General features: G+C 62.1%; 21 protein-coding genes. 10 read left to right on the top strand and 11 right to left on the bottom strand.

The features are described from left to right. Positions 1-3: 3 nt before the first annotated feature. The 7 genes from FAZ97_RS21670 to FAZ97_RS21640 form a co-directional block, all read right to left on the bottom strand. Entirely contained in the window at positions 4-792 is a 789-nt protein-coding gene (locus FAZ97_RS21670) for an enoyl-CoA hydratase/isomerase family protein (protein WP_158760459.1), read from the bottom strand. A 151-nt stretch (positions 793-943) separates the two neighbouring features. Then, complete coding sequence (locus FAZ97_RS21665; RefSeq protein WP_158760458.1) at positions 944-1,852, bottom strand: LysR family transcriptional regulator; 909 nt, start codon at positions 1,850-1,852, stop codon at positions 944-946. 70 nt (positions 1,853-1,922) lie between these two features. Further along, positions 1,923-2,600 carry an NAD-dependent epimerase/dehydratase family protein gene (locus FAZ97_RS21660; protein ID WP_158760457.1) on the bottom strand — a complete coding sequence of 226 codons (678 nt, stop codon included), beginning with the start codon at positions 2,598-2,600 and terminating at the stop codon, positions 1,923-1,925. A gap of 4 nt (positions 2,601-2,604) precedes the next feature. Further along, positions 2,605-3,462, bottom strand: a complete 858-nt coding sequence (locus tag FAZ97_RS21655) for an SDR family NAD(P)-dependent oxidoreductase (protein ID WP_158760456.1) — start codon at positions 3,460-3,462, stop codon at positions 2,605-2,607. 68 nt (positions 3,463-3,530) lie between these two features. Beyond that, on the bottom strand, positions 3,531-4,376 hold the full coding sequence (locus FAZ97_RS21650) for an SDR family NAD(P)-dependent oxidoreductase (protein WP_158760455.1): 846 nt from the start codon (positions 4,374-4,376) through the stop codon (positions 3,531-3,533). A gap of 56 nt (positions 4,377-4,432) precedes the next feature. Continuing rightward, on the bottom strand, positions 4,433-5,002 hold the full coding sequence (locus FAZ97_RS21645) for a TetR/AcrR family transcriptional regulator (RefSeq protein WP_158760454.1): 570 nt from the start codon (positions 5,000-5,002) through the stop codon (positions 4,433-4,435). Positions 5,003-5,101: 99 nt separating this feature from the next. Beyond that, a complete protein-coding gene (locus FAZ97_RS21640; protein WP_158760453.1) occupies positions 5,102-6,055 on the bottom strand; it encodes a LysR family transcriptional regulator in 954 nt (317 codons plus the stop codon). Between the two features lie 163 nt (positions 6,056-6,218). Between FAZ97_RS21640 and FAZ97_RS21635 the strand changes: the two genes are divergently transcribed. Further along, positions 6,219-6,596 (top strand): nuclear transport factor 2 family protein, encoded by a 378-nt coding sequence (locus FAZ97_RS21635; protein ID WP_158760452.1) that lies wholly within the window; start codon positions 6,219-6,221, stop codon positions 6,594-6,596. 6 nt (positions 6,597-6,602) lie between these two features. On the opposite strand, the gene catA is transcribed toward FAZ97_RS21635, so the two are convergent. Beyond that, positions 6,603-7,538 (bottom strand): catechol 1,2-dioxygenase, encoded by a 936-nt coding sequence (catA, locus tag FAZ97_RS21630; protein WP_158760451.1) that lies wholly within the window; start codon positions 7,536-7,538, stop codon positions 6,603-6,605. A gap of 324 nt (positions 7,539-7,862) precedes the next feature. Here catA and antA point away from each other — a divergent pair, with 324 nt between their 5' ends. From antA to FAZ97_RS21610, 4 genes are all read left to right on the top strand, one after another. Further along, entirely contained in the window at positions 7,863-9,251 is a 1,389-nt protein-coding gene (gene antA, locus FAZ97_RS21625; RefSeq protein ID WP_158760450.1) for an anthranilate 1,2-dioxygenase large subunit, read from the top strand. A gap of 3 nt (positions 9,252-9,254) precedes the next feature. Beyond that, positions 9,255-9,752, top strand: coding sequence for an anthranilate 1,2-dioxygenase small subunit (gene antB, locus FAZ97_RS21620; protein ID WP_158760449.1), 498 nt, complete (start codon positions 9,255-9,257; stop codon positions 9,750-9,752). 16 nt (positions 9,753-9,768) lie between these two features. Beyond that, complete coding sequence (antC, locus tag FAZ97_RS21615; protein WP_158760448.1) at positions 9,769-10,809, top strand: anthranilate 1,2-dioxygenase electron transfer component AntC; 1,041 nt, start codon at positions 9,769-9,771, stop codon at positions 10,807-10,809. A 96-nt stretch (positions 10,810-10,905) separates the two neighbouring features. After that, positions 10,906-11,904: an AraC family transcriptional regulator gene (locus tag FAZ97_RS21610; protein ID WP_158760447.1), complete on the top strand. Its 999-nt coding sequence runs from the start codon at positions 10,906-10,908 to the stop codon at positions 11,902-11,904. Positions 11,905-11,934: 30 nt separating this feature from the next. On the opposite strand, the gene FAZ97_RS21605 is transcribed toward FAZ97_RS21610, so the two are convergent. Beyond that, on the bottom strand, positions 11,935-12,867 hold the full coding sequence (locus tag FAZ97_RS21605) for a LysR family transcriptional regulator (protein ID WP_158760446.1): 933 nt from the start codon (positions 12,865-12,867) through the stop codon (positions 11,935-11,937). A 136-nt stretch (positions 12,868-13,003) separates the two neighbouring features. Here FAZ97_RS21605 and FAZ97_RS21600 point away from each other — a divergent pair, with 136 nt between their 5' ends. Further along, a complete protein-coding gene (locus tag FAZ97_RS21600) occupies positions 13,004-14,425 on the top strand; it encodes a carboxylesterase/lipase family protein (RefSeq protein WP_158760445.1) in 1,422 nt (473 codons plus the stop codon). Positions 14,426-14,552: 127 nt separating this feature from the next. Next, positions 14,553-15,644, top strand: a complete 1,092-nt coding sequence (locus tag FAZ97_RS21595) for a porin (RefSeq protein WP_158760444.1) — start codon at positions 14,553-14,555, stop codon at positions 15,642-15,644. Between the two features lie 9 nt (positions 15,645-15,653). Here FAZ97_RS21595 and FAZ97_RS21590 read toward each other — a convergent pair whose 3' ends face one another. After that, positions 15,654-16,532, bottom strand: coding sequence for a LysR family transcriptional regulator (locus FAZ97_RS21590; protein ID WP_158760443.1), 879 nt, complete (start codon positions 16,530-16,532; stop codon positions 15,654-15,656). 32 nt (positions 16,533-16,564) lie between these two features. After that, complete coding sequence (locus FAZ97_RS21585; RefSeq protein WP_158760442.1) at positions 16,565-19,507, bottom strand: FAD-binding and (Fe-S)-binding domain-containing protein; 2,943 nt, start codon at positions 19,505-19,507, stop codon at positions 16,565-16,567. Between the two features lie 168 nt (positions 19,508-19,675). On the opposite strand from FAZ97_RS21585, the gene FAZ97_RS21580 reads away from it, so the two are divergent. The 3 genes from FAZ97_RS21580 to FAZ97_RS21570 are packed head-to-tail and all read left to right on the top strand — an operon-like array spanning position 19,676 to position 22,775. Further along, on the top strand, positions 19,676-20,608 hold the full coding sequence (locus FAZ97_RS21580) for a LysR substrate-binding domain-containing protein (protein ID WP_158760441.1): 933 nt from the start codon (positions 19,676-19,678) through the stop codon (positions 20,606-20,608). 47 nt (positions 20,609-20,655) lie between these two features. Further along, positions 20,656-21,843 carry an alpha-hydroxy acid oxidase gene (locus FAZ97_RS21575; protein ID WP_158760440.1) on the top strand — a complete coding sequence of 396 codons (1,188 nt, stop codon included), beginning with the start codon at positions 20,656-20,658 and terminating at the stop codon, positions 21,841-21,843. Between the two features lie 32 nt (positions 21,844-21,875). Further along, positions 21,876-22,775, top strand: coding sequence for a LysR family transcriptional regulator (locus FAZ97_RS21570; RefSeq protein WP_158760439.1), 900 nt, complete (start codon positions 21,876-21,878; stop codon positions 22,773-22,775). Positions 22,776-22,787 lie beyond the last annotated feature (12 nt).

Below are 22,787 nucleotides of genomic sequence, written 5' to 3'. Positions count from 1 at the left end.
GCTTTAGCGTCCCGTGAACATCACCGGCTCTGGCTGGACACCGCGCTTCATGGCTTGCGCGCGCGCGGTTCGGCCTTTGCGTGCGTCATCGGTGCCGTGCAGCCCCATCGTGATGTCCAGCAAAACGGAATCCGCTGCAGGCACGCCACCGCCCGCCCATGCCTTCAACAGTGCCCGGATAGCGGCGTACGAGCGGGTGGGGCCGTTGGACAGGCGCGTTACGAGCTTGGCCGCTACGCTTTCAACTTCCGCGTCGGCGCACACGAAAGCGGCCACACCGAGTTCGCCCGCTTTTGCGCCGGTCATCGGTTCGCTCAGCATCGTGTAGCGCGCAGCCACCGCGCGACCGGCGCGTTCTGCGAGTCGCTGGACGCCGCCCGCTACCGGAGCGGAACCCACCGAGGCCTCGATGTTCTGAAACACGGCGTTGTCGGCGGCGACGATAAAGTCGCAGGCCAACGCGAGTTCGAATGCGCCACCGAAGCAGGCGCCGCGAATAGCGGCAACAGTCGGGATCTGCAGGGCTTCGATGGCGCGATACGCGTGATGGATCTCGCAGATGAAGGTGCGCCATTCATTGAAGTCCTTATCGATGAAGTCGAGGACGTCGCCGCCGTGACTGAAGTCCGGGCCTTCGGAACGGACCAGCAGCGCGCGGATATCGGCGCTGCTGGCCTCGTGTACAGCCTCTTTCAGTGCCTCGCAAAAGCGCGTATTGATCAGATTCGACGGACCGTCGGCGAGCACGATGTGCCCGATATTGTCCTCGCGTTCAAAGCGGATGACCGGCATGGAAAGTCTCCTGAAGAGTGACGGAGCGTGTGCTCGCAGAGTGGGTGCGAGGAGTGTCGCGCCGGGGCGGACGATCGACAATCCAGTGCCGCAAATAACGCTCTTCCATGCGGCTGATGAGCCGCGCTGGACCACGCTCGGGATGGCGCGATCAATTGGGTGATTGCGCAAACAGGTCGCGTACAAGGCCTCGCAGCCACTGGTTGCCCGGATCGTCCTGTTGTGAGCGGTGCCAGTATTGCCGCACGTCGAACGGTGGCATCTTGAATGGCGGTTCCAGAATCTCGAGATCCGCCATGCGCGCGAATATTTCTGCTACGTCGCTGGACACCGTGACAATCAGGTCCGTCGACGCGATGGTCATCGGGATGCTGAGGTAATGCGGTGTATTGAGCAGGACTCTGCGCAGTATGCCGTGCTCTTTCAGAAACCGTTCGATCATTTCCTCGCGACGGCCCTCCGTCTTGACTAGCGCATGAGGCAGTTCGCAGAAAAGTTTTTTGGTCAACCTGCCCTGAATGTGCGGGTGGTGCTTACGAACGAGGCATACGAACGAATGTCGAACAAGACGCTGCTGAAAGACGTCCACACCATCGAGATCGGGGAAATATCCGATCGCAAGGTCGACTTCGCTTCGCTGAAACGCAGGCAATAGCTCGCTGGGACTCAGCGATACGGTCGTCAGATTGACGCCGGGTGCAAGACTTGTGAGACGCTGCAGCAATTTGGGCAAGGCAACCATTTCGCCGACATCCGACATGGCGACGATAAATGTGCGCCGCGCAGTTTCTGGCTCGAAAATCGGCGTGGTCAGTACGCGCTTCTGAATAGCGTCGAGTACCGAGTGAATCACGGGCGCCAACTGCGTCGCGCGCGGCGTGGGTTGCATGCCGGAGCGGGTCTTGACGAAAAGGGCGTCGCCCAGGTCTTCACGCAAACGCTTCAAGGCATACGATACAGCCGGCTGACTCAGGTTCAGTTCCTGGGCTGCCTTGCCGAGATGTCCATGACGCTGCAAGGCGTCGAACACGCGCAAGAGATTGAGGTCGAAGCTATCCATTCGGCGTATCTCCTGGATTTTTCCGCGATCTTAGCAGCGGAACAGGGGACTGCCCAGGCACTCAGCGGGATCACGCTCGCGGACTGCCGAGTCGATGGATGTCGGCAGGCTTCAGGACAGCTTGCGGGACACCGCGGCGCACGGCGTTTAACATCGCATCGCCAATGATTCGCGTAGTCAATACGCTACTTGGCGAAATTCGCCGAATCAAGGCAAGCAGGGGCTTGAGTGCGATATACATCCATCGATACGCGGCTGTGCGCGACTGTATGCCGTCCTCGGGAAAGATCGCCGCTGGCCGGAAAATAGCGACCTGTCGAAATGGCAGGCGCTGCAACGCGTTTTCGGTTTGTCCGCGCACGCGGGCCCACATGCTTTTGCCTTGTTCACTGGTGTCCGCGCCCGCGCCGGACACATACACCATCGTCATCGCGGGGCTCACGCGAAGCAGTTCCTGAGCGATGTGGAGCGTGAGATCGTAAGTGATCGCGCGATAGGCAGCCTCGGACATGCCGAAGGACGACACGCCCGCACAGAAAAAGCACGCGTCGATACTGGCAAACGCTTCGTCCGTGGCCTGAAAGCTCGCGAGATCCGGCATGGCGAAGACCTTGAGTCGCGGGTCATCGTATCCCTCCGGCGCGCGCCGGCCCAGTACGACGATTTCGGTAACGTCCGCCGCCGCAAGGCACGCACGCAACACGCCCTGGCCGACCATGCCGGTCGCGCCGATCAGTACGACGCGCATGATGTCACTCCGAAGGCCACGTGGGCATTGCCGAGCCGAAGTCGGCCGCGAGCGTCACGGCCTTCCAGCCCTGCATCGATTCGCGGCGGGCCTGCTCCTCGGTCTCCACGACCTGCCAGGCGTCCGAGCCGAGCACGAGCCGCGCGGGCACCGCTTCATGCGAGGCGAGCTTCACGATCAGCTTCGCAATGCGCTCGGGGTCGCCCACTTCATGACCCACGTACGCGTCGATCAGCGCCTTGAATCCGGCCATGGATGCCTCGTAGTCCTGAGGAAGATTGTGCAGTGTCGTACGCGCCTCGTTGCCCCATTCGGTGCGCATGCCGCCGGGTTCCAGCGTGCAGACGCGAATGCCGAACGGCGCGACCTCCTTGCCCACGACGTCGCTGAAGCCGCCAACGGCCCATTTGGCCGCCTGGTAGGCGGAGAGTCCAGGACTGCTGATGCGTCCGCCTGCCGACGAGACCTGAAAGATGTGGCCGCCGCTCTGGGCGCGCATCACGGGGATCGCTGCTCGGGTGAGGTTCACCACGCCGAAGAAGTTAGTTTCGATCTGCGCGCGGAAATCATCGGCGGGCATGTATTCGAACGGCTGAATGTGCCCGTAGCCAGCGTTGTTGACCAGAACGTTAAGGGAACCGAAGCGTCGTACCGCCTCGGACACCGCCTGCCGTGCCTGCTGTTCGTTGGTGACGTCCAGTTCGAACGTTGCGAGACGTTCGCCATGGCGTGCTTGCAAGTCGGCGAGACGCGAGGTGTCGCGCGCGCTCGCCAGCACCTTGCCGCCATCCTGCAACGCGGCTTCGAGAATGGCGCGGCCCAGACCGCGGGACGCGCCAGTAATCAACCAGACTTTTGACATGATCGTTTCAACCTTCTTCGAGCGAGCGTCATCGACGCATTGTGAGTGAAAGCACGCCAGCGATACCGTTACTGCGGATTGAAACCCGCCTTGCCTTCGAACATCACCGCGTTGGCGAGGTCCTTTTGTGCCTGCAGCGCGGCGAGGCTGCGGGTATAGCCCGCTTCGAGCACCGCGTAGGCGTCGCCGCCGAGAACGGTACGCAGCGGCGGCTGCGCCAACTGACTCACCTCGTAGATGGCGCCGGCCATTTTCACCGGATCGCCCGAGGCATATTCGTCGCCGACTTCCTTGATCTGCTGGCGCAGCTTGCCGACGACACCGTCCTTGTAATCCGCAAGTTCGTCGGTCCAGCGGATATTCGCCACGAACCCCGTCTTGATGGAACCCGGCTCGATGATGAGGGTCTTGATGCCGAACTCGGCCACCTCCAGGCTCACCGCTTCGGCAAAACCTTCGAGTCCGTATTTCGCGGCGTGGTACATCGAGCCGCTCGGAAAGGCTGCACGTCCCCCGACGCTGGTGACATGAATGAACGTGCCGTGTTTTCTCGCGCGCATGGCAGGGAGAAAGGCGCGCGTGACGTGAATGGGCGCGAGCAGATTCAGCGCGATCTGTTGCTGGATGTCGGCTTCGCTCAATTCCTCCATGGCGCCGATAACGGCGCCACCCGCATTGTTGACGACGACATCGGCATCCGTATGGCGTGCCGCTACGGCCTGCACCTGCTCGGGTCGAGTCACGTCGACCGGTTCCACTTCGAGTTGATCGGGCCAGGACTGCTTGAGCGTGTCCAACGCTGCCACGCGCCGCACCGCTGCGACCACGCGGTGACCCTCGGCCAGCACTTTCTCCGCGAGGGCAAGCCCGAGACCGCCGGATGCGCCGGTAATGAACCACTTTTGACTGGACATGTTGACTTCTCCTTTTTACATTGAGCGCGTAAGCACTCAATTATTAAAGAAAATTTTTACGGCGTGATAGCTCGCCAGGCGGCATGGAAACCCAGCTGGCGGTGACGCTCCGCGTTGTCGGGCTGGCGCTCGACAAATTCGATTGTGGTATCGGCAATGCGTTCGATGATGGAGTAGAGAAACGCGATCGGTGCGTCCAGCAATACGCCACTCTGCACCGCCTCTTCCATCATTTGCGATACGGCGAGGAATGGCTCCATGCCTTTCGTCCGCGTCTCGTCCCACAGCTGACCTGAAGCCGAGAGCCTGGCGATGGCGAGACGCCCGGCCGTGTTCGCCACGCCCCAGCGCACATAGTGCTGGAAGACATGTTCCAGCCGAAGCCGGAAGTCCGCCTCGGAAGGATAGTCAGGCATGATGGTTTCAGCCAGTTCGTCTTTAAGGTGCAGATACAGTTCCTGAAACAGCACGTCCTTGTTCTCGAAGTACGTGAACAGCGTTCCTTCGGCCACACCGGCGCGCCTGGCGATGCTCGCCGTGCTGGCCAGCACGCCCTGTTCGGCCACGGCGTGCGTTGCGGCGACCAGCAGCGCATTGCGCTTTTCGGGACTCAAAGGGCGTGCCATCGTGTTTCGGTTCAATGTAGAGTGAGTACGCACTCAATTATAAACAGGGTTTGAGGCACGCGCAATCACCCGAAAATCGCGCCAGTACAGGACCCGCGATCACCGGTTGCGTGCCTCTGGCGGCTTCCATCCCAACAGCGTCTCGCCGCTCCATTGCGCCGCGGTGAGCCTCGCAATGAAGAAGTCGGCCAATGCGCTCACCTTTGCTGGCCGTGTGCGGGCAGTGGGCGTGACGAAATACAGCCCGCCTTCAGGCAAGCGCCAGTCAGTCAAAATCGGCTCGAGTTGTTTGTCCGCAAAATATTGCGTTGCCACGAACTCGGGAAGCTCGGCAACAGCGAGTCCGGCAAGGAGCGTGGGCAGCAATGCGTCCACGGTTGTCGCGCGCAGCGCTCCGGCCGGTGTGACCGTGCATTGCTCACCGCTTTCGTGGCTAAAGCGCCAAACGTCCCGCTTGTTTCTGTTGGCATAGGTCAGGCACTGGTGCGCGCCGAGCTCATGCGGATGCTGCGGCCGCCCACAACGCGACAGATACATGGGCGACGCCACGACAAAACGGCGTACGGGCGCGATCAGCCGCGCCGCAAGCGACGAATCTTCGAGAATGGCGATACGCAGGGCGGCGTCAAACCCCTCGCCAATCAGATCGGCATGGGCATCCGTGAGATGAAGCTCTACGGATATGTCGGGATAGGCCTGGAAGAACTCCGGCAGAAGCGGCGCCACCCAGCGCGCGCCGAAGGAAAGCGGCGCAGCGAGCTTGACCAGACCACGCGGCCGGCTCGAGGTCTCGCGCGCGAAGTCCTCGGCCTCTTCTGCGTCGGCGTAGATTTTCGACGCGCGCTCGGCGAGTGTATGCCCGTAGTCCGTGAGCGCGAGCCGCCGCGAGGTGCGGTTGAACAACCTGCCGCCCAGTCGCTCTTCGAGCCGGGTCACGGCCCTGGAGACCGTGGCGACGGAAACGCCCATAGCCGCCGCGGCAGCAGCGAACGAGCCTTCCTCGGCGACCTTCGCAAACATCGCGAACCCTTCAAAGTCGGGTAACTTTGACATCGACAATTTTGCAACGATAGTTTTCGGTCATTGCTATTTCGAAAAATAGCATGCGGCCTTAAATTTGTGTTGTCACGATGCCGGTATGGAGATTCTGATCGGTGGTGGGCAGGCCGGAATTTAATCAGTAGTGCGATTTACTGGATCAATAAGGAGTATTGCCATGGATGAACGGATCAACGAACTGCTGTATCGCAACCTGCAAGAGGTCTTCGGCGAAGGCGACGCAAAGCGCCGTCGCGCGGCGATCGAGGAACTGTATACAGACGACTGTGTGCTCTATGCGCCTCCCGGCGTATTCTCCGGGCACGATGCGCTCGACAGCTTCGCCGGGGCCCTGCGCGAGACGCACCCGCATTTCGCGTACACCCCGCTCGGTGCGCCTCAAGCCCTGCACAACGCGGGCCGTTTGTCGTGGGGCTCCGGTCCGCGGGGCGAGGCGCCCGACTACACGGGCGTGGATGTGATTATCGTTCGCGACGGGAAAATCGCCGCGCTGTATGTCTTTCTCGATTCGATGCCGTCGGGCTCATCGGTTTGACGTCGGTTATGCCACGGCGGCAACGCGCAACCGGTTGACAATCTGGTTGTCCTTGCCCTGAACGAACGGCGTCAGCGTGAGGTTGAACTCGATGTCCTTGTACACGTCGGCTTTCAAACCGAGCGCTACGCCACCGGTCTTTTCCGTCACCGGCGGAATCAATTCTTCACGCGTTGCGTAGGCGAAGTCGTCCCAGATCAGCGGATCGCCTTCGACGTTGAACTGCGTGGTCAGCTTGCGGTGATCGCCGCTCGTGACGAAGAAGTGCACGTGCGCCGGACGGTCACCATGACGATCCAACGCGTTTAGCAACTGCTGCGTGGCGCCATCCGGCGGGCAACCGTAGCCCACGGGCATGAGCGTGCGGAATTCGTATTTGCCGTCTGCGCCGGTATTCACTGCGCCGCGCAGGTTGAAATCGCTCTGCGCGCCGGTCGGGTCGAAGTGCGAGTAGAAGCCCTTCGAGTTGGCATGCCAGCATTCGACCACGGCGCCCGCAACCGGCTCGCCGTCCGGGCCGGTGACCGTGCCGTGAATCACGAGCGGGCCCGCATCGGCATCGGCGTCGAGGTCGATTCGCGAAACGCTGTCGCGCAGCGGCGCGCCCGCAACATACAACGGGCCTTCGATCGTGCGCGGCGTGCCGCCGCTGATGCCCGCTTGCTCGTCGGCGGCGTCCATGCGGATGTCCAGATATTTTTCCAGTCCGATGCCTGCTGCGAGCAGCGTCGCTTCGCCGTCCTGGCCAAGCTTGTTCAGATAGTTGATGCCGGCCCAGACCTCATCGGGCGTGATGTCGAGATCGTCGATCGCCTTGAACAGATCGCTCAGCAGGCGGTGAGCAATCTGCTTGAAACGCGTATTGCCGCCGTTGCCGTCCGCGTTCGTCGCGGCCTTCAGCAGATCCTGGACTTCGCGGGTATTGAATACGTTCACGCTCATGATGATTGTCTCCAACTGGTTTTAAGGGCATTGAACGCATTAGATATCCGCGCCTGCGCTGGCGCTATCCACCTGGTCGAGACTCGCTATCCGCTTTTTTTGGCGCGGCCATGAAGAGGCCATAAAGCGCCCATAAAGCGCCATTGGCGCGGCATGCGTCCGGATATCGCGCAGCAGCATTCACTCTGGAGGAAAAAAGCACGGCAAAAAAAGCGGATAGCGAACGCCGACCAGGCGGATAGCGCCGGCGCCGCAGTGGGTATTCAATCCAGCTCATCAAGGACCTGGTCGCAAGACCGCTAAATGGCAGGAGGAGAACCCATCGTGAGCACAGAGAAAATCGCGTCGCAATGGCAGGATTTCGTTGGCGGATGCCTCGATTTCCGTCCGGCAGAAGGCGTCTACCGCATTGCGCGGGAGATGTTCACGGAGCCGCAACTGTTCGACCTGGAGATGGAATTCATCTTCGAAAAGAACTGGATCTATGCGTGCCACGAGAGCGAGATCCCCAAGCCCCACGACTTCATGACGATGCGCGCCGGTCGCCAGCCGATGATCATCTCGCGCGACGGCAATGGCCAGCTCAACGCGATGATCAACGCGTGCCAGCATCGCGGCGCGACGCTCACACGCATGGGCAAAGGCAATCAGTCGACTTTTACGTGCCCGTTCCATGCATGGTGCTACAAGAGCGATGGACGCCTCGTGAAGGTCAAGGCGCCCGGCGAGTACTGCGAAGACTTCGACAAGTCCACACGCGGCCTCAAGAAGGCGCGCATCGCGAGTTACAAGGGTTTCGTGTTCATCAGCCTCGATGTCGATGGCACCGATACGATCGAAGAGTACCTCGGCGACGCGTGCATCTTCCTCGACATGATGGTGGCGCAATCGCCCACGGGCGAACTCGAGGTGCTGCCTGGCAAGTCCGCCTATACCTTCGAAGGCAACTGGAAACTGCAGAACGAAAATGGCCTCGACGGCTATCACGTGAGCACGGTGCATTACAACTACGTCGCCACGGTCCAGCGCCGTCAAGAGGCAAACGCGCAGAACGGCGGCGCGGCGAACGGCACGCTCGACTACAGCAAGCTCGGTGCTGGCGATGCGGAAACGGACGACGGCTGGTTCGCATTCAAGAACGGCCATAGCGTGCTGTTCAGCGACATGCCGAACCCGAGCGTGCGTCCGGGCTACGCGAGCGTCATGCCGCGCCTCGTCGAGGCATACGGCCAGGAGAAAGCCGAATGGATGATGCATCGGCTGCGCAACCTGAACGTCTATCCGAGCCTCTTTTTCATGGATCAGATCAGCTCGCAGTTGCGCATCGTGCGCCCGGTCGCCTGGAATAAAACAGAGGTCATCAGCCAGTGTATCGGCGTGAAGGGCGAATCCGATCAGGACCGTGAAAGCCGCATTCGGCAGTTCGAAGACTTCTTCAATGTTTCAGGCATGGGCACGCCGGACGATCTCGTGGAGTTCCGCGAGCAGCAGCGCGGCTTCCAGGCGCGTCTCGAGCGCTGGAGCGATATCTCGCGCGGTCATCACAAATGGGTGTCGGGTGAGACGGCGAGTGCGCGCCTGCTCGGCATCGAGCCTGTGCTGTGCGGCACGGAACTGACTCATGAGGGGCTTTACGTCAACCAGCACGGCGCGTGGCAAATGTACCTCCTGAAGGGCCTCGCGCAGGAATCGAACACCACGAAGGAGGCTTGAGCCATGGCTATCACGCACACGCAGCAACAAGCGGTCGAGCAGTTTCTCTATCGCAAGGCCGAGCTTTGCGACGCGCAGAGCTGGGACGAGTACCTCGACCTGTTCGATGAAAACAGCGAATTTCACGTGCCCCAGTGGGACTCCGAGCACGTGTACACGACCGACCCGAAGCGCGGCATGTCGCTCATCTACTACTCGAACCGCACAGGTCTCGAAGACCGCGTGTTCCGCCTGCGCACGGGCAAGTCGGCGGCGTCGACGCCGCTGCCGCGCACGCTGCACCAGATCACCAATGTGCGCATTGCGGAGTGCGAGAACGGCGAGCTGGAAGTGAAGGCCAACTGGGCCACGTTTTACGCGCGGCACGGCGTGGCCGAACACTTCTTCGGACGCGCCACCTACACGCTGCGCCCGGAAGGCGACACCTGGAAGATCGCGCGCAAGCACGTGCTGTTGCTCAACGACACGATCAACGCCGTGCTCGACTTCTACCATCTGTAAGCAGGAGTGCCACGAAATGAGCCACAAGGTCGCCTTTAGTTTTGCCGACGGCAAGACCGTGTTCTTCGATATTCGCTCGGACGAACTCCTGCTCGACGCCGCGCTGCGCAATGGCGTGAGTATTCCGCTCGATTGTCGTGAGGGCGTGTGCGGAACCTGCCAGGGGCGGTGCGAATCGGGCAGCTATACGCTCGACTACGTCGACGAAGAAACGCTGTCCGCCGACGATCTCGCCGCGCGCAAGATCCTGTCGTGCCAGACGCGCGTGCAATCGGACGCGTCGTTTTACTTCGACTTCGATTCGAGCCTGTGCAGCGCGGGCGGCACCACGTCGATCACAGGCCGGGTCACGGCCGTTAAGCAGGTGTCCGAAACGACGGCGATCCTGCATCTGGACGCCAGCGCTCATCCGGCGCGGCTCGACTTCCTGCCCGGGCAATATGCGCGCCTGAAGGTGCCGGGCGCTGACGTGTGGCGCTCGTATTCGTTCGCCAACCGGCCCGACGACAACAACCAGATCCAGTTCCTGATTCGCCTGTTGCCCGATGGCGCGATGAGCAACTATATGCGCGAGCGCTGCGAGCCGGGACAGACCGTGGAATTCGAAGCGCCGCTCGGCACGTTCTATCTGCGGCAGGTGGAACGCCCGCTCGTGATGGTGGCGGGCGGGACCGGCCTCTCGGCCTTTCTCGGCATGCTCGACGATCTTGCGCACAAGGGCGGCTGCGGCCAGAAGGTTCACCTCTACTATGGCGTGACGAACGCGCGCGACCTGTGCGAACTCGATCGCCTGAAGGCCTACGAGGAACGCATCGCGAACTTCGCGTGCGATATCGTCGTCATGAATCCGTCTGAAGTATGGCAGGGCAAGACGGGGCTCATTCCTGAACATTTCGACCGCAGGATGCTCGAAGCGAACCCGTTCGACATGTATGTGTGCGGCCCGCCGCCGATGGTCGAGGCGATCAAGACATGGCTCGCGAACGCGAGCCTCGACGACCATCGTCTTTACTACGAAAAATTTGGGGACAGCAACAGCGCGCAACCCGCTGCGTGACGCTGCGGGGCAGCACGCACTTGGGGTGTTTCGTTATTTTGTCCGTGCGTGGCGTGGTTTACCATTGAGTATTCGTCAATTGCTCAGTGATACGCCATGCCAACCCCTGCCGCCAACGATAGTCGAGGTCTTGACGCGCTGCGTCACGACCTCGAAGGCGCGCGCGACTGGATGGCGTCGATTTGCGGACCGCACGGGCTGCAGGTTCGCAGTCCGAAGGCGCTGCAATTCCATCATTCCGGCACGGTGATGCGCTCGATGGCGAGCACATTGGGCTACGTCGAGTACGGCACCGACGTCACCGTCTCCGTGCACAACGATGCGCCGCTCAACTGCTATAGCGTGAGTCTGCCGCTCACGGGGCAACAAGAACTCGCCGCGCACGGCCGCCTGTGGTTGTCGGACCAGGACAGCGGGCTCGTGCTGTCACCGCATGAGACGCAGGACCTGGCGATCACAGGCAATTGCCGCAAGATCATCGTATCGATCCCGAGCCCGGCGCTGCGTCAGGTGCTGGAAGGGCTTTTGCAGCGACCGCTCGAGGCGGCGTTGACGTTCGAGCCGCAGATGAATGCCGCCGACGGCGATCAGGCCGCGTGGTGGCGCATGGTCAAGTTCCTGCTGGCCGAGATGGGACACGCTGGCCCGTTGCTCAATCATCAGCAGATGGTGGGGGATCTCGAACAGGCGTTGATTAAAGGGCTGTTGCTCTCCCAGCCGCACAATTACACGCAGGCGCTCGCCGAGGCGATGCGTCCGGCGTGTCCGCATTATTTGTTGCGCGCGAAACAATTTATTCACGACAACGCGCGCGAAAATATTGCGCTCGAAGATATCGAGCGCGCAGCGGGCGTGTCGCGCTACAAGCTGTTCGAAGGCTTCGGGCAGCACTTCGGGCATGCGCCTATGGCCTACCTGAAGAAGTACCGGCTCGAAGCCGTGCGGCGCGAGATTCTTTCCGACTGCTCCGAGCGCAATGTTTCTTCCATCGCAATGAACTGGGGTTTTTCGCATCTCGGCCGCTTTTCCAACGACTACAAGCAGCTTTTCGGCGAAACGCCATCGCAAACACTCAAGCGTGCGGTGAGACGCTAGGCCGTCCCTATTCAGCAGCGCGCAGTCAACTCACTCCGCCATTTGGGCGTGGCCCAAGAGCCCCTTAAACTCGCGTAGAAACGTTTCCGATGCATGCGTGGGCGGTTTATCGCTGCGCGTGATAGCGACCAGGGGCCCGATATGCAGCGGCAATTCGCACTGCACGAGTCGCAGGCGATATTGCGCGCATAGCGCATCGGCGATGCACTCCGACGAGAGGACGAGGGCATCGCTCCGGCTGGCCAGACGAAAGGCCAGCGGCGAAACCTGTGACGACAACACATTCGACGGCAGGGCCAGCCCCATGTCCCGAATCGCGAACTCGAGTTGCTGCCGGATGATATTCGGCTGAGGCGGGAGTATCCACGGGTAGTCGAGAAGATCCGGGAGCGCCATTGGCTTTAACGTCGATGCGTGTCCTTGCTGGGCGAGAAAAATCGGCATGTCACGCTTCAACATCTCGAGTTTATAGAGTTCGCTGCCGAAGCCACTGGCCATCCGGCCGATCACGATATCCACGAGATCCTGGTCGAGACTCTCCAGCAACATTTCCATCGGACCCTCGCGCAGCGCCAACCGCACGCGTGGCCATTTGATCCGAAAGTCGCTCACGCAATCCGAAAGCGCCCCCCACCAGGTCAGCGGCGAAAAGACGCCTATCGACAGGTTGCCGATATCCCCATTCAGCAACGCTTCGAGTTCGGCCTCCGCCCGCTGAACGTCGCTTGCGATCAGATGGCCGTGACGCACGAGGGTCTCGCCGTAAACGGTCGGGCGCATTCCGCTGGGTGTGCGTTCGAACAGCTGCGCACCGACAATCGCCTCGATCTCGGCCAACGCCTTGGAAAGCGCCGACTGACTGACGTTCTGCGCTTCAGCCGCTTTTTGCAGGCTGCCTAGCCGCGCAATGTCCACCACGACGGTGATGTGACGGAGCTTCAGGCGTTGTTGCAGTGAGTTCATGATCCGGGCCGGGTTGAACTTTTGTCATGGGGGGGCGGCGAAGAATTCCATTTTCTTTCCGCTGTCGATCCGTAAGCTCGTGGTTGTCGGATGCGATCAACCTATGTGCGCGTGTGCACAAGACCAAGGAGGCTACATGAAGGTGAAGGGCACCGTACTTGCACAATGCGAGCAGGGCGTACTCGAAGGCGTGACCCACGATGGTGTTCGCACGTTCTTCGATATTCCCTACGCGGCGGATTGCGGGCGTTTTCAGCCTGCCGGCGAACCGGCGCGCTGGAACGGTCAGCGAAATTCTACCCGACCTGGCCCGGTCTTTCCTCAGTTGCCAAGCCGGCTGGATTTCGTCATGGGACCCACTGCCCGAGGCGTTGAGCAGTCCGAAGATGCTTTCAGACTGAACGTTTTCACGCCCGATCTCACGGGAAAATTGCCGGTCGTGTTCTGGATCCACGGAGGCGGGTTCATGACCGGCGGGGCGCTGCCATGCTACTCGGGCGAATCGATTGCTGGTCTTGGCCGCGCGGTGGTCGTGACGATGAATTATCGGCTGGGCGTGCTCGGCAACCTCTATATGGAGGGCATATCGCCGGGCAATCTCGCCGTCTCGGATCTCGAACAGGCGCTTCAGTGGGTCAGGAAGAACATCGCCCGTTTCGGTGGCGACCCGGATTCCATCGTCGTGGCGGGCCAGTCGGCGGGCGCCTGGTTCGCGCAGCTTCTGGCCTCGATGCCGTCGACCCAGGGTCTCGTGAAGGCCATTGCCATGCTCAGCTATCCGGGCCTTCAGCCGATGGCGCCGTCGAAAGCGCAGGCGATTGCGGAGCAGTTGTGCGAAACCGCTGGCATCGCCGCTACCGGCAAGGAACTACTCACGATGCCTGTCGAGCGCATCCTGGAAGCGCAAACCCAATTGACCGGAGCCGTGGCGAAGTTTGCCGAGGTTCCCATCGCGTTCATGTCGGTAGCCAGCGGCAACGTGCCGGCGGACCCCGGCGCGCGCGCGCGGGAGCGCTTCGGAGGCAAACCGGTCTTCATCGGCTGGACACGCGACGAGTCCGGCAGCTTTTTTGCAAGCAGCCCGGCGCTCCGTGGCGCGACAACGGAACAAGCCCTGCAGAAGTTCGCTGACGAATTCGGCGACGATGCGGCGGCTCGATACGAAAGCGTGACGGAAGGCCGATTTGACTCGAAGCCCTATGCGGCGTTGGTCGAATTGAGTTCGGAAAAGCTGATCGTAGGCCCAACCCGGCGTTTCGCAATGCGCATGGCCGAAGCGGGAAGTGGTGTATTTGCCTATCGGTTCGATTTCCCCTCTCCACAGCCGGATGTGGGTGCGTGCCATTGCCTTGAATTGCCGTTCTTCTTTGGCAACTTCGAAAACTGGATCGAGGCACCCATGCTCGAAGGCATCGACGAGCCGCGCAGCCGCGCGTTGTCGGCCCGAATCCAGCGCTACTTTCTGAATTTCGTGGAATCCGGCAATCCGAATGGCGTGGGCTTGCCTGCATGGAAGACATTCAGCGGAATTGACGACGAACTGATGCATTTCGACTGACGTGTGGGTGATGATCGCGAGTCCGAAGCGATGGAATTCTGCTGGTTACTAAGTAATACAAATTAAAAAGGTGAGGCAAGCGGATAAGTTCCCGCAAAGCTTCGCCATACCTGGAGACGAAAACGTCATGAAAATGAAGTGGAGTGCCGCGTTGCTGGCCGCGGTAACGGGGCTCGCGCACGCCCAAAGCAGCGTCACGCTTTACGGAATCGTCGATACTGGCCTCTCGTACTACAACCATGCGACCGCGAGTGGCGGGTCGTTCGTCGGCATGGCCTCGCTGACCGGAAGGCTGCCTTCGCGCTGGGGCTTGAGGGGCACTGAAGACCTGGGCGGCGGATTCAAGACCTTCTTCGTGCTGGAGAACGGCTTTCAGCCCACCAACGGCACGTTGAATTACGGTGGCCGCCTCTTCGGCATTCAGTCGAACGTGGGCATCAGCAGCGACTACGGCTCGATCACGCTCGGCCGGCAGATGGGCATGACCATGTACGCGCTGTTCAACGCGGACGTGATCGGCCCGTCGATTCATTCGCTGAGCGTATTCGACTCCTATCTGCCGAACGCACGCAGCGACAACGCGATCGGCTATATGGGCAAATTCCACGGCGTCACGATTGGCGGCACCTACAGCTTCGGCCGCGACGCCGCGGGCCCAGCCGGACCGGGAGCAACCAACTGCCCCGGGCAGGTTCCCGGCAATATGCTGGCGTGCCGTCAATATACGGCGCTCCTTGCTTACGATTCGGCGAGCTTTGGCGTGGCGGCGTCGTATGACGTGTTGCGCGGCGGCGCGGGCGCCACGCCGCCACTGAACAACAGTAGCTACACCGATACGCACAATATCGTCGACGGCTACGTGGTATTGGGATCAGCGAAAATCGGTTTCGGCTGGATCAGAAACAACCTCGCGGCCGCCATTCATTTGCAGACCGATATCTTCTTTGCGGGGGCCACTTACTATTTCACGCCCGCGTTTTTCCTGGACACGCAGGGCGTGCGTTATCTTCAGCGCGGCTCTCAGGGCGCGAAGGACGCCAGTTCGACGCTACTCATCGGCCGCGTGAATTACCTGTTCTCGAAACGCACCATGGTGTACACGTCGGTGGGGTACATGTTCAACAGCGCACAGGCCGCGAATTCGGTCGCGGCCGGCGGCACGGTTGCGACCGGCATGAACCAGCTTGGCGTGATGATCGGGTTGCAGCAGAAGTTCTGACCCGTTGCTTCAGAAGCGCGTATTCGCATTGCGCAGTGCGGCGCCAAAAATGCGAATGGCTTCTTTCAAGGACGCATCGCGCATACGGGTATAGGCCGCGATCTCGATCGGCGCGAGCGGCGGCAATCCGAAACGGCTACCCACGTCCACTGCGCGTGACGGGCGTCCTCGTCTCGTCAACGGCGCCACGGCGAGTCCGGCCATGACGGCCGCACCAACGGTGCCCATGCCGCCGCCGACGAAAACCTCGGTCCATGGGATGCCGGCTTCGTCCAGCGCCTTGAGCGCGTTGGCGCGCACGCCGCAAGGTGCGGAGAGCGAGGCGACACGCAGCGGTTCATCCGGATTGGGCGACCACTGCGGCGCCGCGAACCATCCGCAGTGCTCGACGAACAGGCGCTCCGCATCGCGCCGCGCGGGGTCGCGCCGCGCGAAGGCCGCATCGAGTTCGCCGGCGTCGTACGCTTCGAGCATCTCGCTCGAAGCGCCGATCCGCACTTCCACACGCAAGGTCGGGTCGTGGCTCGATACGCGGGCGAGCAAGGGAATCAGCTCTTCCGCAGCGGTGTGATCGATGATGCCAAGGCGCAGGCCGCGTTGCTCGCGAACGTCGATGGCCAGTGCGCGGTCATGTGCGCTCAGCAACTCGCGCGCGGCGGAGAGAAACGCCACGCCTTCGGGCAGCAGTTGAATGTGCCGGGGCGTTCGTTCCAGTAGCCGCTTGCCGAGCCGTTCCTCGAGCCGCTTGATTTTCAGGCTGATGGCGGATTGCGTGGTGTCCTGGACCTCGGCCGCCCGCGTGAAGCTGCTGAGGTCGGCAACCAGCACGAAGGCCTGCACGGCGTCGAGATCGAGCAGGCGTCCGGTGTGTTGATATCCCGTGCTCATGACGAAGGGCCCTCAAGCATTAATGCGGAAAATCATACGCCGGGGTTGCGCGTGGCGGCTTCGAGACTGAACAGAAACGATTCGTACGGGCGGTCCATGGCTTGTTTGAGTCCCATTTCGCAGGTGCGGTTTGCACACACGTAGGCGTCGGCTTGCACATTCTCGAGGTACGCTTTCTGATCTCGCGTTGCGGAAATCACCAGTTCAGGATGGAGAAGGCCGCGGTCGCCAGCCGTGCCGCAGCAAGTCGCGCCGACCGGTATTTCGACTTGCGAGGCCATATGAGCCGCAATGCGCTTGAGATCTTTGGTGAGCTTCAAATGCGACATCGCGCAGGTCGGATGGATGACGATCTTGCCCAGGCGCGCATGCACTTCCAGTTCGGGGAGCAGCCTGGCGCACCAGGTGATCGAATCGACGATCTGCAACTGCTGGCGGCGCGACTTCTGTTCGGGCGTGAGCACTTCGTCCAGACCGTGGACGAGGCCGTGCGTGCACGACGCGGCATCGACCACGATGGGCAGGCGTCCTTCATCGCTCCATTTCCAGAGGCGTTCGAGCGTCGTTTCTGCCATGATTTGCCGCGCCGACGCATAGCCTTTCGAACTGAACGGCGTGGCGCAGCAGGTTCCGCCGATGTCATCAGGAATCCAAAGGTTCTTGCCAGCGCGCCAGGACACGGCGATGAGCGCTTCCTGGATCGAAAGGGCGTCGGTGGGCGCATCGGGATCGCGGCCGAACATCCGGTTGACGCATGCCGTGAAGTAGACCGCGTGCGCATGCTCCCTTCGCGTGACAGGTAACGCACGCGCAGGCTGTGGCATTGGTCCAGGCACACTCGGTACGACGTCGTCGCTCGCAACGAGGCGCACTGTTTCGGCCACGGCGCGCACGGCTTTCCAGCCAAGCGATTCGCCCATGTATTTCGCACCGCGTAAAGCCAGCTTGCTTGCACGTTCCACGCCGTTCCAGCGCTGCGCGACGAATCGCGCGGTGGCTTCCGACGCCTCGGTTTGCGTGGCTTGACGGAACGAGCGCATCAACGCGCCCGTGTCGATCTCGATCGGACAAGGCAGGGCGCAGGTACTGTCGCCAGCGCAGGTTTGAATCGCATCGTACTGGTACTGTTCCTGGAGCCGTCGAAGCACCGCCGATCCCTCCGGCTGGCGCGCCATCTCCCGTCGCACGACGATGCGCTGACGCGGCGTCATCGTGACATTGCGACTCGGGCAAACGGCCTCGCAAAAGCCGCATTCGATGCACAGGCTCGCATTTGCGGTGCTTTCGATGCCGGGCTGGGTCTTGAGGCCCTTAAGGTGGATTTGATCGTCACGCGTCAGGACGACGTTGGGCGCGAGGACGCCATGCGGGTCGGCCAGTTGCTTCACTTTCCACATGATCGATGTCGCGCGCTCGCCCCACTCCTGTTCCAGGAACGGCGCCATGTTGAGGTCCGTTCCGTGCTCGGCCTTGAGCGACCCGTCATATTGTTTGACGACGAGTTCGACCAGTTCGGTCATGAACTTAGAATATTGCGCGCGACCTGCTTCTTCATCGAGTTTTGCGGTCAACGTGAAATGCAGATTGCCGTGCGCGGCGTGTCCCGCCACGCCGGGAAGGAACCCATGCTTGAGCAGCAACTGCTGCAGGTCGCGCGCGGCGTTGGCGAGTCTCGCGGGCGGAAAGCAGACGTCCTCGACAATCAGCATCGACCCGACGGGGCGCTGCTTGCCGACGAGACCCAGCAGTCCCTCACGCACGAACCACGCAAGCTCGACCGCTTCCTCGTGGCTCGTGAATACTGGCTCGGCGCTCAGGTCCGTGTTCGCGCAGAGGTCGATGAACGCCGCTTCCTTGAGCTTCAATGACGCGACATCCGGTGCGCCCAGTTCCACCAGCAGCGCCGCGGCTTCAGGCTGGAGCGTGCGCCAGTAGTCGGGTGTGCCAGCAAACGCTTCTGCGGCGGCGCGCAACGCTGGAGCCACCATCAATTCCGCAGCCTGCGCGCCTAGCTCGACGAGCTTCGGCACCAGCGCGATGGCCGCGTCGATCGAGGGGAATGCCAGCCACGCAACGCTCGTGATTGGCGCGCTCGGGACGGTGTCGAACGTCACGTCGGAAATGAAGCCCAATGTGCCTTCCGAGCCGATCAGCAAGCGTCTGAAGATTTCGAGCGGGGTATCGCCGTCGAGAAATGCATCCAGCCGGTAGCCATGCGTGTTGCGGATGCTGTACTTCTGGCGGATTCTTTCGACCAACGCGGGATCGGCCATGATCTCCGCTTTCAGGGCCATCAAGCCGGAAGCGAGTGCGCGCTCATGGAGGGCGAATTGCTGTTCCGCTTCGGCGCTCGCCGTGTCGATTCGCGTGCCCGAGGCCGTCACGAAGCTCATGGCGCTGACCGTATGATAGGCATCCTGACTAACCCGGCAGCGCATGCCGCCGGCATTGTTGCTCGCCACGCCGCCGAGCGTGCAGACGTTGGCGCTGGCGGGATCGGGGCCGATCTTGCGACCGTGGCACGAGAGGTGGACGTTCGCATGCGCGAGGATCGTGCCGGCGCGCGCCTTGAGCGTGGCGCCGCCAGGCGCGATCGAGAGGATGCCAGTGAAATGCTTGCGAACGTCGATGAGAATATCGTCGGATTGGGCCTGGCCGTTCAGGCTCGTACCCGCGGCCCGGAAGGTCGCGTGACGCCCCGTTTCGCCGCAGAATTTCAGCACCTTCGCGATATCGCCTGCGTCGTGCGCTACGACAACCACCTGAGGGACGAGCCGGTAAGGACTCGCGTCCGAGGCGTAGCGCACGAGATCCACGACTCGATGCAGCACGCGCTCCGGTCCCAGCAAATGCTCCAGCCGCGTTCTCAATGCGGCAGGTGTGCCTTCCAGCAGGGCCTCGGGGATGGCGTCGGCGGTGGCGGGACCTTCGGGGCGGCCAATCCTGGTGGGGTCTACGGAGAACAGCTTTTTCATGACGAGCCTGCGTGAAACCTTGACTTGAAGCGACGAACTTACCGTGGCGTTAGCGGGAGGACTGCAAGAAATCGAACAATTCGGCGATTTCCCTGGAGGCCGGATAGCGCCTTGTGCGGCGTATATTCGTACTTTTAGTGGCGCGCCTGGAACCCCTAACCTTCGAACATGAACATCCCACGACTTCGCATTCCGTCGCTCGACGGGCTTCTCGCATTCGAGGCCGCAGCGCGGTATGGCACGTTCGAACGCGCGGCAGAGGCGCTATGCGTGACCGGGAGCGCGGTCGCCAAGCGCGTGGCAGCCGTCGAGCAGCTTCTCGGCGTTCAATTGCTGGACAGAAGCGCAAAGACGCTCGTGCTGACCGAAGTGGGAAGGGAGTATTTGCAACAGGTGTCGGGGCCGCTTCGCCTGCTTGCCACGGTGCCCTTGCATCAGCTCGACGACACCCGCAAGCAGCGCCTGCGTGTTTGCGCGCCGCCGACCTTTGCGCGCCAGATCGTCGCCTCGAAGCTCCACGAGTTTACGGACCGCTACGCCTCGATCGATCTCGAACTCGTGCTGAGCACGCCGTACCCGGACAGCGCACCAGGCGATATCGACCTGTGGATACGCGGCGGCGAACCCATCGAGCCGGGCTGCACGATCTTGCTGCGCGATTGCGCCACGCCACTGATTGCCCCTTCGCTATTGCGCGCTGTTGGACCGCTGACCCAACCCGCGGATCTGGCGCGCGTGCCCCTGCTGCGAACGTCGCTGGAGCCGTGGACGCCGTGGCTGCTCGCAGCGGGTCTCGACTGGCCCGAGCCGCAGGAGGGTCCAAAGCTGATGGACCTCGGCTTGCTGCTCGAGGCGGCGGTAAGCGGCCAGGGTATCGCGCTCGGCAGACCGACGCTTGCGTCCCCGTGGCTGGCGACCGGTGCGCTCGTGCCACTGTTTCCCGGTGTCACGTGCCCTGTGCCGCCGTACTATCTAATGCCTCACACCTCGCAAGGCCCGGCGGGCGATTTTGCCGACTGGCTGGTCGGCGTCTGCGCGCGCGCAAGCGAGGAGGCAGCGGAATATCTTTCGCGCTTGAGCGGAACAAATGTCGCGCGTTGAAGCAGGGCGGGCGATTAGTATCGCTTCGATACAACCGGAGCGAGACAATGGCCAACCCCATCGCATGCATCGAAGACCTTCGCGCAGCCGCGCAGCGGCGCATCCCGCGCATGTTCTATGACTACGTCGACGCGGGCTCTTATACGGAATCGACTTATCGCGCGAATGAAACCGAGCTTGGCAAGATCAGGTTGCGCCAACGCGTGGGCGTCGATATCGGTGCGCGAAATCTCAAGACCGTGATGGCGGGCCGTCAGGTCGCCATGCCCGTTGCGCTTGCGCCTACGGGTCTCGCCGGTATGATGCACGGCAACGGGGAAATTCTCGCGGCGCGCGCGGCTGAGCGCTTTGGCGTGCCGTTCACGCTCTCGACCATGAGCATCTGCTCGATCGAAGATGTCGCACAGAGCGTTGCCTCGCCGTTCTGGTTTCAGCTTTATGTGATGCGCGACCGCGCGTTCGTCGAGCGGCTGATCGAGCGTGCCGCAAGCGCCGGCTGCACCGCGCTCGTCGTGACGATGGATCTCCAGGTCGGCGGCCAGCGCCATAAGGACGTGAGAAACGGCCTTTCCACGCCGCCGCGCATGACGCTCGCCAACCTCCTGAACATGGCGAGCAAGCCCGCCTGGTCGTGGAGCATCGCGCGGGCGAAGCGGCGTTATTTCGGCAATATCGTCGGCCACGTGAAGGGTGTCGACGACATGTCTTCGCTGTCCTCGTGGGTGCGCGACCAGTTCGATCCGACCATGACCTGGGCGGACATCGAATGGATACGCAAGCTCTGGAAAGGCAAGCTCGTCCTCAAGGGCATTCTCGACGCGCACGATGCACGACGCGCAGTCGAGGCCGGTGCGGACGTGGTGATCGTTTCCAATCATGGCGGCCGTCAGCTCGATGGCGCGGTTTCGACGATCGAGGCGCTGCCCGCTATCGTGGATGCCGTGGACGAACGGGTCGAGGTGTGGCTCGATAGCGGCGTGCGCACCGGGCAGGACGTGCTCAAGGCAGTCGCGCTGGGCGCGCGCGGCACGCTGATCGGCCGCGCTTTCCTCTACGGTCTGGCCGCAGGGGGCGAGGCGGGCGTGCGCAAGAGCCTCGACATCATCGCTGCCGAACTCGATACGACCATGGCGCTGTGCGGTTGCACCGATATCGCCGCCGTGGGGCGTGAGGTGCTCGCTAGTCACGGCCACGACGCCATGCGATGCGGGATTCCCGATTACGCCCTCGATTGACGGCATTGCGACCGGGCGGTTAGTCTCAGGCCATGCGCCCATCCAAAGTCGATCTCAATCTCTTCGTCGTTTTCGAAGCCGTCTATCGAACGCGCAACCTCACGCGCGCGGCGGAACTGCTATTCATCACGCAGCCGGCCGTGAGCAACGCGCTCGCGCGCATGCGCAAGGCATTCGACGATCCGCTCTTCGTCAGCACGCCGGCCGGCATGATGCCCACGCCGGTTTCCGAGAACATCATCGGCCGCGTGCGCGAGGCGCTTCAGCTGCTCGATTCGAGCACGCATGCCGGCGAACGCTTCGATCCGGCTTCGTCGCAGCGGACCTTCCGGCTCAGCATGAATGACCTGACCGAGGCGTTGTTGCTGCCCGCGCTGGAAGACGTGCTACAGCGCCTCGCACCCGGCATCCGCATCGAAAGTTACTTCACGACCCGCCGCGACGTGCCCGAGGCGCTTGCGAGCGGCGCGGTCCATCTTGCGATCGACGCGCCCCTCATCGACGACCCGTACCTCGAGCAGGAGCCGCTGGGCCGCGATCGTTACGCGTGCATGGTGCGCAGCGAGCATCCGTTCGCGAAGAAGAAGCTCACGATCGACGACTACCTGCGCTTCGGCCATATTCATGTGTCGAGCCGCCGGCAGGGGCCCGGTCTCGTGGACACGGAACTCAACAAGCTGGGCGTGAGGCGCACGATCCAGACCCGCGTCCAGCACTACCTCGTCGCGCCCTTGATCGCCATGCGCACCGACCTCGTGCTGACCGCGCCGCTCATGTTGCTCAAGCGCTATGACGCGCGCATCCTGGCGCTGCCGTTCGATCTGCCCGATCTGGAGTCGCATGGCTACTGGCACCGCAGCGTAACGGCGGACCCCGCGCATCGCTGGCTGCGCGAGCAGATCGGCCGTCTCATGCGCAAGCAGCGGCAGTAGCCGAGGTGTCAC

It is taken from the genome of Paraburkholderia acidiphila, assembly GCF_009789655.1.
Lineage (GTDB): Bacteria > Pseudomonadota > Gammaproteobacteria > Burkholderiales > Burkholderiaceae > Paraburkholderia > Paraburkholderia acidiphila.
Note: the sequence above shows the minus strand (reverse complement) of the source record. Positions and strands in the feature narration are given on the sequence as shown.